10 protein-coding genes and 2 tRNA genes are annotated in these 13,836 nt (G+C 36.8%); 5 read left to right on the forward strand and 7 right to left on the reverse strand.

Annotated features, from left to right (window positions below; genetic code table 11):
* The first annotated feature begins 68 nt into the window (after positions 1 to 68).
* The 3 genes from QZ019_RS06795 (at position 69) to xseA (ending at position 1,732) form a co-directional block, all read left to right on the forward strand.
* Positions 69 to 142 (forward strand) — tRNA-Cys (locus QZ019_RS06795).
* 10 nt (positions 143 to 152) lie between these two features.
* Positions 153 to 242: transfer RNA gene (locus tag QZ019_RS06800), tRNA-Leu, on the forward strand.
* A gap of 113 nt (positions 243 to 355) precedes the next feature.
* Positions 356 to 1,732 carry an exodeoxyribonuclease VII large subunit gene (xseA, locus tag QZ019_RS09900; RefSeq protein ID WP_366936820.1) on the forward strand — a complete coding sequence of 459 codons (1,377 nt, stop codon included), beginning with the start codon at positions 356 to 358 and terminating at the stop codon, positions 1,730 to 1,732.
* A gap of 15 nt (positions 1,733 to 1,747) precedes the next feature.
* Here the strand turns inward: xseA and QZ019_RS06805 are convergent, their stop codons facing one another.
* Positions 1,748 to 4,969 carry a hypothetical protein gene (locus tag QZ019_RS06805; protein ID WP_295483510.1) on the reverse strand — a complete coding sequence of 1,074 codons (3,222 nt, stop codon included), beginning with the start codon at positions 4,967 to 4,969 and terminating at the stop codon, positions 1,748 to 1,750.
* 159 nt (positions 4,970 to 5,128) lie between these two features.
* On the opposite strand from QZ019_RS06805, the gene QZ019_RS06810 reads away from it, so the two are divergent.
* Together QZ019_RS06810 and QZ019_RS06815 are read left to right on the forward strand one after the other, a co-directional pair.
* Entirely contained in the window at positions 5,129 to 5,539 is a 411-nt protein-coding gene (locus tag QZ019_RS06810; protein ID WP_295483513.1) for a hypothetical protein, read from the forward strand.
* A 25-nt stretch (positions 5,540 to 5,564) separates the two neighbouring features.
* Positions 5,565 to 6,197, forward strand: a complete 633-nt coding sequence (locus QZ019_RS06815) for a YigZ family protein (RefSeq protein ID WP_294565504.1) — start codon at positions 5,565 to 5,567, stop codon at positions 6,195 to 6,197.
* A 43-nt stretch (positions 6,198 to 6,240) separates the two neighbouring features.
* Here the strand turns inward: QZ019_RS06815 and QZ019_RS06820 are convergent, their stop codons facing one another.
* The 6 genes from QZ019_RS06820 to QZ019_RS06845 form a co-directional block, all read right to left on the reverse strand.
* Positions 6,241 to 7,935 carry a SulP family inorganic anion transporter gene (locus tag QZ019_RS06820; RefSeq protein ID WP_295483516.1) on the reverse strand — a complete coding sequence of 565 codons (1,695 nt, stop codon included), beginning with the start codon at positions 7,933 to 7,935 and terminating at the stop codon, positions 6,241 to 6,243.
* Positions 7,936 to 8,032: 97 nt separating this feature from the next.
* Positions 8,033 to 8,599 (reverse strand): manganese efflux pump MntP family protein, encoded by a 567-nt coding sequence (locus QZ019_RS06825; RefSeq protein WP_294565507.1) that lies wholly within the window; start codon positions 8,597 to 8,599, stop codon positions 8,033 to 8,035.
* Between the two features lie 171 nt (positions 8,600 to 8,770).
* Positions 8,771 to 9,847: a YeiH family protein gene (locus tag QZ019_RS06830; RefSeq protein WP_294565508.1), complete on the reverse strand. Its 1,077-nt coding sequence runs from the start codon at positions 9,845 to 9,847 to the stop codon at positions 8,771 to 8,773.
* Positions 9,848 to 9,959: 112 nt separating this feature from the next.
* Positions 9,960 to 10,850, reverse strand: coding sequence for a LysR substrate-binding domain-containing protein (locus tag QZ019_RS06835; RefSeq protein ID WP_295483520.1), 891 nt, complete (start codon positions 10,848 to 10,850; stop codon positions 9,960 to 9,962).
* 137 nt (positions 10,851 to 10,987) lie between these two features.
* Positions 10,988 to 13,237: an EAL domain-containing protein gene (locus tag QZ019_RS06840; RefSeq protein ID WP_295483522.1), complete on the reverse strand. Its 2,250-nt coding sequence runs from the start codon at positions 13,235 to 13,237 to the stop codon at positions 10,988 to 10,990.
* A gap of 77 nt (positions 13,238 to 13,314) precedes the next feature.
* Positions 13,315 to 13,836 (reverse strand): hypothetical protein (locus tag QZ019_RS06845; RefSeq protein WP_295483524.1); only part of this gene is annotated, 522 nt, incomplete at its 5' end.

Below are 13,836 nucleotides of genomic sequence, written 5' to 3' on the forward strand. Positions count from 1 at the left end.
TCAGTTGGTAGAGCATAACCTTGCCATGGTTAGGGTCGCGAGTTCGAACCTCGTTTCCCGCTCCAAAAGGCGCGTTAGTAAAGCGGTTATACAGCGGATTGCAAATTCGTATAGTCCAGTTCGACTCTGGAACGCGCCTCCACAAACAAGCTGCCCGGGTGGTGAAATTGGTAGACACAAGGGACTTAAAATCCCTCGAACCTTAAAAGTTCGTACCGGTTCGACCCCGGTCCCGGGCACCAACTCTAAGATTAGTCCTCCTATGGCAATGAACGCCTTTCTTAATAATTCTCTTGATGATTTTTCCAAGTCGGTAAATTCGTCGATTTCGTCTTCGTCACTTGAAGCTTCAGCAATGACCGTAAGTCGTTTTGTAAGCGTGACGAATAATGCTCTTCAAAATTTCGGTCAAGCTGTAGTTATCGGTGAGATAAGTGAAATAAAGACATACTCTCATCTTTATTTTAAATTAAAAGACGAAACGGCAGCTGTTGATTGCCTGATGTTTGCAAGTGTCTTAAATCGTCTTTCGTTCATACCCAAGATTGGTATGAAGGTAGTTGTTGTCGGAAAAAGTTCAATTTATCTTAAAACCGGACAATTTAAGCTGATTGCAGAAAAAATGATTGTGGCCGGTGCCGGTAAAATTATGGAAGAATTGCTGGCATTAAAAGAAAAATTACAAAAAGAAGGTGTTTTTGAGGCAATAAAAAGACCGATCCCTAAGTGGATTAATAAAGTTGGCATAATCACTTCAAAAGAAGGTCATGTTCTTCATGATATGCTGACAGTTTTAAATAAAAGAAATCCGGGTATTGAAGTAGTTGTTTATCCTTGTCAGGTTCAAGGATCTGAGGCTCCTGCCACGATAGTTAATGCCTTAAATACAGCATTTAGAGATAATTTTTGTGATGTGCTTATCGTCGGTCGAGGAGGTGGATCTTTTGAAGATCTTCTGCCTTTTTCCGATGAGTCAGTAGTTCGAACGATTATTAACTCTCCGATGCCTATAATCTCAGCTGTAGGACATGAACCTGATGTTGCTTTGTCTGATTTTGCTGCGGATTTGAGAGCTCCGACTCCAACTGCTGCTGCAGATATTGTTTCTTCTTATACGGTTGAAATGATGCAAAAAGATTTGGATTCTTATGCTTTATTGCTCGGAGATCTTGTTTATAAAAAATTAGATGATTTAAAAGCTGTTTTAGAGAAAACTGAAATTAAATTGAAAAGTTTTGGTCCTGAATCATTACTTAATTTAAAAAGCAGTTATCTTAATTCATTAAATGAAAAAATCACTCGCCTGATTTTTGATAGGCTTACTTTTTCTAAAGCACAAACTGACAGTTTTCTTCATCTGTTGCAGGATCATGATCCTAAATTTAAGTTAAATTCATTTGAACTTACAATTAATGAACTTGAGAAAAGACTTGAATTTACAGTAAATGATGAGGTTGCCAATACCGTAAAGCGTATTGATAATGCCATGTTATCAATGGAAAGAGCATCTTTTCATCAGAATATGATAAATGCGGATAAAAAGATTGAAACAATAAAAGAGAAGCTGATTTCATTAAATCCGTTATTAGTATTAAAACGCGGGTATTCCGTAACTTTAGATAAGAAAGGGAAGAGCGCAGATATTAATACTTTGAAAATAAATGATGAAATTAAATCACTTGTTGTCGGCGGACAAATTTTATCTGTTATAACCAAAATAGAAAAAGATTAAGATTTCTTAATGCTTTTAACTATGGCGAGAGCAGATCCTTGTTAATAAATCTTCAGTAATGTAAACGCAGTTTTCTTCAGGGGCCAAGTCAAACAAAGGTTCGTCAAAATTGTCATAACCGTATTCATTTGCTATCTCTACTGCGGCATCAAGAGACATAAACCCTGAACTTAAACATAAGCCTTCAAATTCTTTAATATCCATAAGATCACGTTGCTGACTGTGAACTCCTTTGATAAGGTGCAACAGATCTTTATCAATTTGATCGGTTGATGCTACATCAACTTCGGATACTGTAGCTGCAGTAGGTTCAGTATTTTTTTCATTTGCTATTGCGTCGTTTGTTTTAACTTTATCGGATGCGTCATCAGTTAAAAATCCTTCATCAGTATTCTCTTCATTTTGAGCTTTGATTTGACCGATAACTTCACGGACTTGAACGCTTTCCTGAAGCTTTGAGTCAATAATAGCTTTGTTTAGATGATTGAAGTCATTTGTCTCTTTGTTTTCATTTGAAGATAAAACAGTTTTGGTATCAATTTTGACGGCATCAAGGATAAGCTGCAATTTATGGGTGAAAAATGGTGAAAAACGATAGCGCAGCAATTCTTTTTGCGCATAGTGCAATAAAATTTCGTAAAAATCAGGTGAGTTTACAATGCTGTCACTATTTTTGTAAAAAAGTTTTAAAGCCTTCAGATCTATCTGAGGGTTAGGATTGTACAGTTTTAAATAATTTTTGAAGGTTTTTAAGTAGGTTTTTGCTAAAGTACGCTCTTGTGCAGAGTTAAAGTTTGTACAAGATAAGATTTTATCAATATCATCGTTGGCGCTTACACTGAAATTTACGCAGCAGATAAGATGATAAGCACACTGTAGAGCTCTTATTTTTTCAATAAACTTGGGACTAAAACGATTAGGCTTTGGTTTTAATACGGTTAGAACACAAGTTGAATGATTAAACGGAGTACTGAAAACAAAGCGGTTTTTATTGCTGTAGTCGGTAATTGCCGGGAAACAAATAAAATTGCCTTTAACTAAAATTTTTTCAGTAAGTTCTTCGAGTTCTTTTATATTGTAGCGATCTTTGGTAAATATGGCGCTTAGCGCTTTGTGCGGGGTTTTGGCATAGTTCAGCCAGTTGGCAATAATACCCAGATCGTTAAAGCTTTCTTCATTGATTAGCAATCGGCGTATTGCAGAGTAGATTTTGTTATTAGGATCTTTAAATAAATCGGTAAATAGTTTTTCACGTTTTTTAAAGAATCTGTTTATTGATTGAGTGCTAACGGATGAAATGAGTTTTTTATTATCTTTAATTTCATTAAAGAGTAAATTTGCAAAAATTTTGCCGATTTTAGCTAAAGACGCATGATGTAAAAAGCCGTGTTTTAGCAAGGAATTCTTTAATGATTGGCAATCATTGTCTTTAATGCTTATGTCCAGTGTATATTTAAGATCTTCTTTAAATGTACCGTTTTGCGCATTTTGTTTTAAATATTTGTATAAAAACTTTACCAGTTCAACATAGTAATCCGGATGGAATAACTTCAGGTTTTTATTTAAATATTTAAGCGTAGGGGCAATATAAAAGAGATCTTTAAGATGTTCAGGCAACGAATCAAAATTATTATCATAACTTTTAAGCACTTTGTGACATAACAGGCTTAAAAGTTCGGGACAATAAATAAAGCTTAAAACAAAGTCTTCATTTAAATAATCTTTATCGTTTGCGTTGAATCTAAAGAGAAGATAACTTAAAGCAAGGCTTTGCGGATATAAAGAAGATTCATCATTTAATTGAAGATTAAATGAGTTTAAAAGGTTGATTTCAAGCTCTTGATAGTCTTCTTTGCTGTAGCCTGAAAATAACGGTTTTAACACTAACAGATAGAAAGATGAAAAATTTAAAGCGTAATTACACAACGTTTCATTGCTGTCGATCTTTAATTTTTCATTTAAAAGTTCACGAATTTTGAACCGATCTTCGTCAGGTGAAGGATTAAAAACCAGTGCGTCAAAGTGTTCAACATCTTTTAAACTTGATGATTGCGCTAAAAATTTATTGGTTTTCCCTATGGGTAGAACGGAGATATGGTTGGGATTCGGAATAAGCGAGATTAGATCTTTATTTTTTATAAATAAAGTTAGGTTTTCTTTACTTATAAAGCCGTTTTTTAAAGCGCTAAGTTCTATAGTTGGCGCTGAATTTATATTTTTTTTATAAAATTGCTTGGTATTTAAAATGATCTGACGGTTTAAGCGATAAAACTCATCAATGCCTTTGGTAAACGATGCTTGTTCATTTTTATCATGACTGGATGCTAAGTTTGTTGGTTTTGCTTCTACATCATCATTTACGTCTTTGTCTGAATCAAGATCAGAATAGTATTGAGTGAAATTAAAAATTTTAAAGCGGTTTTTACGTGAACTTACATTTTCAGGAATTTGACAGTTGATCTCTTCAAGAGTCTTAAGTTCAAGAGCATTTGGCTTTAACTTTAGATAAGCATTTTTAAGCTCTTCGCGAAAAGGGTAGTTTGCATCGATTTTGACGTAATAAGGAAGGCTTGCGGCAAGCAATGCCATGATGTTGATGAATTGACTGTGCTGTTCGTCATTTAAACGGCTCAAACAATATTTTTCATCGTTAAAATCACAGGGGTAGGAAGTAATTTCTGCTGCAAAAGTAAAACAGCGGCGAATAAAAATAGCACCTTCTGCAGGCAGGGGCATATCATTTATGATGTTATCAAGGCGTGCTCTTAAATAAACGTTGAGTTTGGTTTTACAAACGGTATGAAGCGCCTCAAACACTCTTAATAAGATGTTGTAATTCTGAATTTTGTATAAAGCATATTTTAATTTCGGTAAATCTCGTTTTGCGATTTGGTTTTGCTCTTTTAAAGCTTTGACGACGGCACAATCTTTGTCATTGTACAGATTGGGTTTTTGTACTATGTAGATTTGAGTGTTTTCATCAATGGTGCTTGGAATATAAAAAGGAACCGGTGCCAAATTGTAGCAGCTTAATAATTTGATTAAATCTGCATAAAATTCTTTATTATAGGTTTTTGCATCAATAAACAATTTGGCGCATAGCTCTTTAAGTGTAAGAGGAATAAGGCCTTTTGATGAGGCAAGAGCTTGCAGGGATTTTATTTCAAAAGTAAAAAGGTGCGGCAGTACGTCGTTTTGGTGTGTAAGATAATAAGTAAGGGTACGCCGTATTTCCATATTTTTTCAAAGCCAAATAGTGTAATAATTAATTATACTGTGCTTTTTTCAAAAAATTAATTTTCATCTGTCAAAACTGTTGTCTGATAGATGTTTTTGCTATTTTGTATGGAGAGTAAAATCGTTTTAAACTAAGTTAAAAATTTTTAAGATAATTTTATGATGAAACGTTATTTATTGAATTTTCTATTGTCATTTGTTGTTTTATTTTCTTTTTTGCAGTCAGTATATGCAAAGGCTGTTATTGAGGTTAAAAATGATACTCCAGAAAGCTGTTCGCTAGCTTTAAGCGGGCCGATTGCTGACGGTAAAAGTCTTACGTTAGGATGGTATGTTTTTGCTCCCGGGGAAGAAGCTAGGATTGTAATTGATGAAATTATCAATACCGAAGATATTTATGTTTTCCATGACTGCGGCTTATCGATAAAAAAGGATGAGGAGCAGAAAAAGCTTTATGTAAGAACTGACTTTAAATTTGCTGATACTACTGATAAAAGTGATACACAAGGATATGAAGAGGTATCTTTTGTAAAGCTTAATTCTTTAAAATTTGTGATAAGAAATAGATAACACTCAATTTAATCGAATTATTGACATGAAAGAAGATTTATACAGTGTTCCGGCTCTTGACGGACTAAATTGCCATCGTACTGAGTTTACGGTAAAAAAGAGTCGCTTTATTACCAGCGTGTTTCATGTTTCATCAGGAGATGAGGCAAAAGCTGCGATTGACTTTGTATGTAAAGAATTTTCCGATGCAAGGCACAATTGCTTTGCCTATAACGCAGGAAAACCCGGATCTACGGCAATTTGCGGATGCTCTGACGACGGAGAGCCTCATGGAACAGCAGGTCGTCCGATGCTAAACGTTGTTTTACATAGTGATGTAGGTGAGTTATGTGTTGTAGTAACGCGTTATTTCGGCGGAATTCTTTTGGGAACCGGAGGGTTGGTTAAAGCATATCAGGATAGCGTAAAGCTTGCTTTAGAAGATTTGCCGCTTACTACAAGAATGATTCCGGCTTTTGTAACAGCTTGTTTTGATCATCGCTATGTAACCGTGTTTTTAAGGCTGCTTCCTACTTTTAGAGCAGATATTATTGATTCAAGTTTTGCTGATAAGGCTTTTTACCATGTGCGTTTACCGCAATCTGAAGTTGAAAATTTTCGTTTAAAGCTCATTGAGATGACTAAAGGGCAAGTGGATTTTTCTGAAGTTAAAAATTAAAGGCCGCAAAAAATAGCGACCTTTAAGAGGATAGCTTTGGAGTTTAAATATCCTGATGTCGTCTGACAAACTCAGGATCATCCATAAGTTTTTGAGCAAGCTTAATTGCAGTCGGAAAATCCTGTACGAAAGCGGCATCGGTAGTATCAGGCGTGATCCCGGCTTTTTTAAGCAAGTCACGCGGCTGCTGGCGCATTGCAGCAAAAATAATGTAGCTGTGGTGTTCTTTACAGATTTTTACGATTTCTTCAATTGAGGCTTCGCCTGATGCATCTAAATAAGGCATAAAACGCATGCGCAATATTAAAATACGGGGCAGAATATCAAGACCTTTCAAGCGATCGCACAGTTCATTGGCTACGCCGAAAAACAATGGACCGTTAATTTGAAAAACGTTGACTCCTTCAGGAATTTCAACCTCTTTTGAATTTTCTCCGTCGTTTGCGTCATATTCGGATAAGCGCATATGCGGTCTGATTTCAATTGACTTTGACATGTGGCGCATAAACAGCAGAGATGCAAAAGTAACACCGACACCGATTGCAACGGTTAAATCAACGAACACAGTAAGAGAGAAAGTTAAAAATAAGATGGTTCTGTCTGAGGGCGATATTTTTGAAATCTGCACGAAATGCTTAATATCACTCATACCCCATGCCACCATAAACAGGACGGCGGCAAGTCCTGCCATGGGGATGTAGGCTAAGATATCCATGATGGTATAAAGGAATACGAGCAAAAACAGGGCATGAAAAATTCCTGATATGGGAGTTTTTCCGCCAGACTTTATATTAGTTGCGGTACGGGCAATAGCTCCGGTTGCCGGAAGTCCACCGAAAAACCCTGAGGCGATATTGGCCACGCCTTGACCTATAAGTTCCTGGTTTAAAGAGTGCTTGTATCCTGTCATGGAATCGGCGACAACTGCAGAAAGCAAAGCTTCAATTCCTGCAAGGAAAGCTATGGTAAAAGCAGACGGAATTAAATTACGAATCTCATCTAAAGTCAGACTTGGTAATGTAGGCATCGGAAGGCCGTTAGGCATTTGAGGGAAGCGCGATCCTATAGTGTCTACCGGTAAGTTGAATAAAAAAGTAATAAGGGATACTGCGACGATAGAAACTAAATATGCTGGGATTTTGGCACTTACCTTTTTAGATATGGCGATAATCGCAAAGCCTAGCAAACCTAAACCTAACGCATAGATTGATGTTTCATCAAGGTGCTTGAAATAAGCCATCCATTTTTCAATAAATTCAGCCGGGACATCGGTAAAAGTAAGTCCTAGAAAATCTTTTACTTGAGAAGAGGCGATAATAACAGCAATTCCGGTTGTAAATCCGGTAATAACGGGATACGGAATATATTTAATGAGTTTGCCAAGTCGTGCATATCCGGCAACTATTAAGAGAATGCCGGCCATAACTGATGCGACGATAAGTCCGTCAAAGCCGTATCTTGCAATTACGTCAAAAATTACGACGACAAACGCTCCTGTGGGTCCACCGATTTGTACTCTGGTCCCGCCTAAAAATGAAATGAAGAAGCCTGCAACCACCGCAGTCACAAGACCTTTATCCGGAGATGCTCCGGATGCTACGGCCATTGCCATGGCAAGCGGCAATGCTACGATAGCTACGGTAAGTCCTGCAATAATATCTTGCCGGAAAGTTTTTAAATCATAACCTTCTTGTATGCAGGTGAAAAGCGACGGAATAAGACGTTCAGGCGTTTGCATAGCGGTATTTCCCGTTTTACTTATGAGTGAGCGTAAAAAACGGTCGATTATACCGAGTTATCTATACTGTTTTCAATAAAAGGATGTCGATTGAGCTTTAATTGAACACTCCATGTTCATATAAAATTGATATACCTATACCAAAAAGTACTAATGCAGCAAAAATATTTAACCAATTATCAAGACGTTTTAGTGACGCAAGTTTTTGCCCGATTAAAAATCCGCTTGCAGAAAGGATGAAACAGACAATTCCGATGATGCCGGCGGTAAATAAAATGTTTGCCTGTAAAAGTCCTGCCGAAAGCCCAACGGCAAGAGCATCAAGTGACGTTGCTATTCCCAGGGATACCAAAGTAACGATATTTAATTTTGATTCTTTTTCCTTTTCTTCTTTTGAGAAAGCGTCCTTGAACATTTTAAAGCTGACAAGAGCAAGCAGTGTGAACGCAAGCCAGTGATCATAAGTATCAATGAGGGTACGAATTGAGCTTCCGGCTCCGAATCCTATAATCGGCATGACAAATTGAAACATGCCGAAGGTTAAACCGATTATAAAAGCGTTTTTGAGGCGTTCCGTACCGGTGATTTTTCCGTAGATGACGGCACAGGCAAAAGCGTCAGTTGATAAAGCAAGCGCGGTTAAAAAGCTTTCAATAAAATTCATTTTTTTTAGAAATTGTTTTAGGAATAGTCAGCTGTGAAATTCTAGCGTAAAAGTAATGCGGCTAAAAGATTTAACTACAGGTTTTAACAATTGCGAATTTAGATAAAAAAACCTGCAGATTGTGTCGTGTCAATCTGCAGGTAATCATCGATAATAAAAATATCGAGTCGGTTATGCAAAAGCCGTGAGAATCCCTTTTGTTATGAAATACCCGCCGCCAACAAGCCAAATATAAAGAAGAGCAGCAAGCATGAAAGGTTTTGAACCTGACTGTTTGAACTTATCAATACTGGTATCTGTGCCTAAGGCGGTCATGGCCATGGTCAGAAGGAAAGTGTCTATATACTCGATGGTCGAATTTAACGGAATGTCTTTGACTGTGGGAGCGTCGAATATTCCCTGTAAAAATGTATTGATGAAAATTATGGCGATAAAGCCGAAGGCAAACCAAGGGATAGTGATTTTAGTTTTTCCTTCTTTTACTCCGGATTGTTTTTGTCTTTTGCGTACCAGAATTAAAGCCATTACTACAAGAACCGGAGCAAGAAGCATTACTCGAATCATTTTAGTGATAGTCGCGGTTCCGGCTATACCAAGAGCATCGGTCGGATCCATGGCATTACCAGCTCCCGCGACATGAGCTACTTCATGTAAAGTTGCTCCCGTATATATGGCAACCATTTGATCTGTCATGCCGTCAAGAATTCCTGCGCGATACAAAATAGGGTACAGGAACATTGAAAGAGTGCCGAAAATAACCACTGTAGAAACTGCTACCGCTGTTTTGTGACTTTCGCACTTTACAACGGGCTCCGCTCCTAAAACCGCAGCTGCGCCGCAGATTGAACTGCCTACGGAGGTCATCAGGGCGGTTTCACGATCCATTTTAATAACGCGTCCTAAAATGACGCCTAACATTATGGTTCCCACGACAATGATAAGGTCAACCATCACCGCCGGAATTCCTACTGCAGCGACATCGGTTAAAGTAAGGCGGAATCCGTAAAGAACGATGCCGGTGCGGAGAATTTGCTTGGTACAGAATTTAATTCCCGGTGTCCAAGGTTCGGGAAGCTTGCTTCTTAAGCTGTTGGCATAAATCATTCCGAGAATGATGCCGACAATAAGAGGACTTAAGGATAGGTTTTTGATAAACGGAGTATCTGCAATGTACATTGCAGCAAATGAGAAAAGGGCGATTAAGAGGATACCGTGTGAGGTATTGGCGCGATTTCCTTTTTCAAACATCGTTATAAAATCCGTAGGTTAAAATTAAGCTACGGGTAAGATACTCTCTTAAAGGAAAAACCTCTAATTGTAATTTTTTATTTGCGATAACTTTTAGTTATTAGATTAAAACTTAATAGCTTTTCCAGTTGGTAATAAAAGAAATGAATTCTTGTGCCGGGTCGGAAATACGACCTTTCATACTGACAAAGCAAAGCTGACGTTTAAAGTTTATGGAATCAATGTCAATGATGCGCAGTGTTTTATCGTATAGTTCTTGTTCAATCGCCGCAATGGAAACAATCCCAATGCTGTTGCTGTTATGAATAAATCTTTTAATCGCTTCGGTACTGCCCAAGTGCATCTTAATATTCAAATCGCTTAGTTTTATTTTTTTCTGATTTAGCTCTTTTTCAATTACATCAAGAGTTCCCGAACCGTATTCACGCAGCACCAGAGGCAATTTTATAAATTCGTCTAAGGTAATTTCTTTATTTAAATTTTCGTTTTTATAACTTGTGATTACTACAAGCTCATCGTCGGTAAAGCGCTGATAGGTTAAATCAGGTGCTTTAATTACGCCTTCGACTAAACCTAAATCGATATCATTATTTTTAAGTGCCGACTCAATATTTCGGGAATTATCATTGATAAGGGAAAGTTCGATTTTAGGAAAAAGCTCATTGAATTTTGCCAGATATTTAGGAATAACATATTGCGCTATGGTTGTGCTGGCACCTAGTTTTAAGGAGCCAACATGCTCGTTGCTGATTTTATGCAGAGCATATTCAAGACGGTTGTACTGAGAAAGAATAAGCTCAGCATGCTGAAGCAAAAGGCTGCCTGCTTTGGTTAATTCTATTTTACTGCCGCTGCGGTTAAAGAGTTTTACCTTATATTCATCTTCAAGAACTCTTATATGTTTTGTCACGGCAGGCTGTGAAATACACAATTCCTGGGCTGCTTTGGTAAAGCTGTGATTTTTAGCTACGCTTTCAAAAACCTTTAATCGAAAATCAGACATAATTCTTTCACCGGCAACACATGGACTTATTGTAGCATCGCATGAGTCTGACTTAATAAGCCGTAATTACAAAATGTTATTAGAAAACATTATATTGTTTTAAACAGAATTCTTGTCCGTTAATGAAGAGTTATGCTTTATAGATATTTCTCTATGAACTTTTCAAGCAATAACGGCTTGTCAAAGAAATACCCTTGAGCGATATTGCATTTGATTTTCTTTAGGAAGTTTAAATTTTGCTCGGTTTCACAGCCTTCTGCTACCGTGTTGATGTTAAATGAGGCGGCAAGCTCGGTCATATGGCGTAGTATTTCTTCATTATATTTTTGTTTTATAGGATCTTTTTCCATTAAAAATTCTTTATCGAATTTTAATTCGTCAATTTTAATTTGAGATAGTACGTTTAATGATGAATAACCGCTGCCAAAATCATCTAAAGCAACTTTTAATCCGAGAAAGTGAATGTTGTTAACGCAATTTATAAGTTCGTTGATATTTTGAGCTGCAATGCTTTCTAATATTTCAACGGTTATAAGCTTAGGATCTACCCCGTTTTTATCGATGATTTTATGAATATTGGCAATATAGTCTTTTCTTAGCAAAAGATTCATGCTTTGGTTTATGGATATATTGATGTTTGTCTTAAATTTTTGCTGCAAATTTTTAACGATGACGCATATTTTCTGAAAGTTATACAGATCAAGATCTACACAGAAGCCGTTTTCTTCAAAAATATTTATAAAATCGTTGGGAAAAATAATGCTTCCGTCCGGCTGATGCCAGCGTACGACAGCTTCAGCCGCCACTACTTTGCCGCTTGATATTTCGATCTTAGGTTGGAGATAAATTTTAAATTCATCATTTTCAAGCGCTTTACGCATTTTACTTTCAATTTTTTTGATGAATTTTTCTTGTTGGTGAGTTTTGTCATCATAAGCTTCAAGTTGATGGACGTAAGATTTTTTCATTTGTTTTTGTACGAAATCAACCTTATGCAGCAAAGTTGCATCATTATCATCTGTTGTGCTTACGGCATAGGAAGCATAGAAAACAATCGGCAGCTGAATTGAAAAATCACTTAAGTTGTTTTCAATTTTATGTACGAAATCAAAAAAGAGTTTGTTAATGTCAGTAGGCTCGGTAGGTGCGATTAATAAATAAAACTGATCGACTCTTGTACGGCATTTATAGATGATCTCTTTAAAGTTTTTGGTAGAAACTACAATAGTTTTTAAAATTTCATTACAGACATCAGTACCGGCTATTTCGTTTAAGTAATGAAAATCACGGATATTAAAAGCAATTAAGGTAAATTTATTTTCTTTAAACGAAATATTGCCAAGTTCTTTTTTGAATTTAAAAATGTTATAAGCTCCGGTCAAAAGGTAAAAAGAAGCAAGTTCAAGTTGTTTGTTATAGCCCCGGCGAATGTAAATATAAAAAACGATAGCGCTTATAAGTCCGCAGATTAATAAGAACGCTAAAGTATAAATTACAGCTATTAACGAAGAATAACCGGGGGTATCTGTCAGCTTGGCAATTTCCAAAGTGATTAAAAACCAGTCGTTCACCACAATAGGATTTACGTGCATGGTGTAATCGTTGTTTAAATACTTAAAGCTAATATTGGATGGCAGCTGCTTTTGCAGGGCATCATTTAGTTTGTGTTTGATTTCATCATTTAATAATGGTGAATTGAATATATTGGCATCATCTGGATTTTGAAACAGAGAAAAAATTCCATTGGCGACTATCTTGCCTTTTCCCGTTACTAAGACGGAATTAATTTCAGGAAAGCGCTCTGACGCCCGTAACAGGGTACGATTGAAATTAACTAAATCTTTGGCACCGCTTAAAACCGCAATGATATTGTCGTTTTCATCTCTTATAGGTACGCAGATGGTACAAAGTCTTTTGTGAGCGGATGTTGAAAAATAAGGATCCGATATTGCACTTTGGCCTTCAAACGCATGAATAATCGCTATCTGAACTTCAAGAGCTAACTGTGAAAAATGATTATTGGTATTTACTCCGCTTAAGGAAACTTGAGTACAAGATCCGTCAGGATGCCAGAAGCCGATAATATCAAAATTTGATGACTGCAAGTTGCGGTTTGGAAGCTGCAGCTTCAGCATTTCTTCATCTTTGGTAAAAATCGATAAAGTTTTAAGCGCATTCAGATCGCCTAATATTTCTCGTTTTAATGTTATGGCAATTTCATTTGACTCAGTGTGCACCATATGTGAATAGGTGCTGCTTAGATATAATTTTATTGAAGAATAGGACGTAAAAATAAGTCCTGACAATATTGCTATAGCCAGGACGGATATTATGGTGATACGACGCAATTTCTTTTTTATTTGCGTTTCATCAAAAAACATATCCATAAAAAACGCCCTCTTAATTTGAGTGTAGGACACTTTTTAAGGATGTTTGCGGATATTGTGCAAAATCTAAATTTAAATCACGTAAAAATTTGAATTGTGATTAGGCTTTCGGTTCCGTCGTTGTCAATTACGCATAAGTCGTAGAAACCGCTTTTATTAACTTTAAACCAAGAAGAGTCATTCTGCTCTATACCGTTTATATAAAGCGTATAAGGAGCTTGCCCTCCTTCAATAATGACATTTACGTATCCTTCATCGGTGGTTTTTATTTTGCTGTTGTTTTGGGGAAAAGTAATTTTAATCGGATGTTTTGCATAATTTTTATTGGTTTTTAACCGCTGTGATGACATGTTTTGCGTAAGATCTTCTAAATTAGGAAGCGGCAGCGGAGATAAAGCCCCTGTAAGCGGTAAGTCTTCTTTTTTTAGCTGCTGCTGTGAAAGGGAGTCTAAAAGAGCATAAAGAATGGGGGCTGCTGCGTTATAGCCGGTTTTCGGATAGTTTGAGCTTCCGTCTGGCTTTCCTATCCAAATTCCTGCAGTGTAGCGACCGCTGCTTCCTATGGATAGCGCATCAATGAAGTCGTAAGAAGTTCCGGT

The organism is uncultured Succinatimonas sp., assembly GCF_905203285.1.
Lineage (GTDB): Bacteria > Pseudomonadota > Gammaproteobacteria > Enterobacterales > Succinivibrionaceae > Succinatimonas.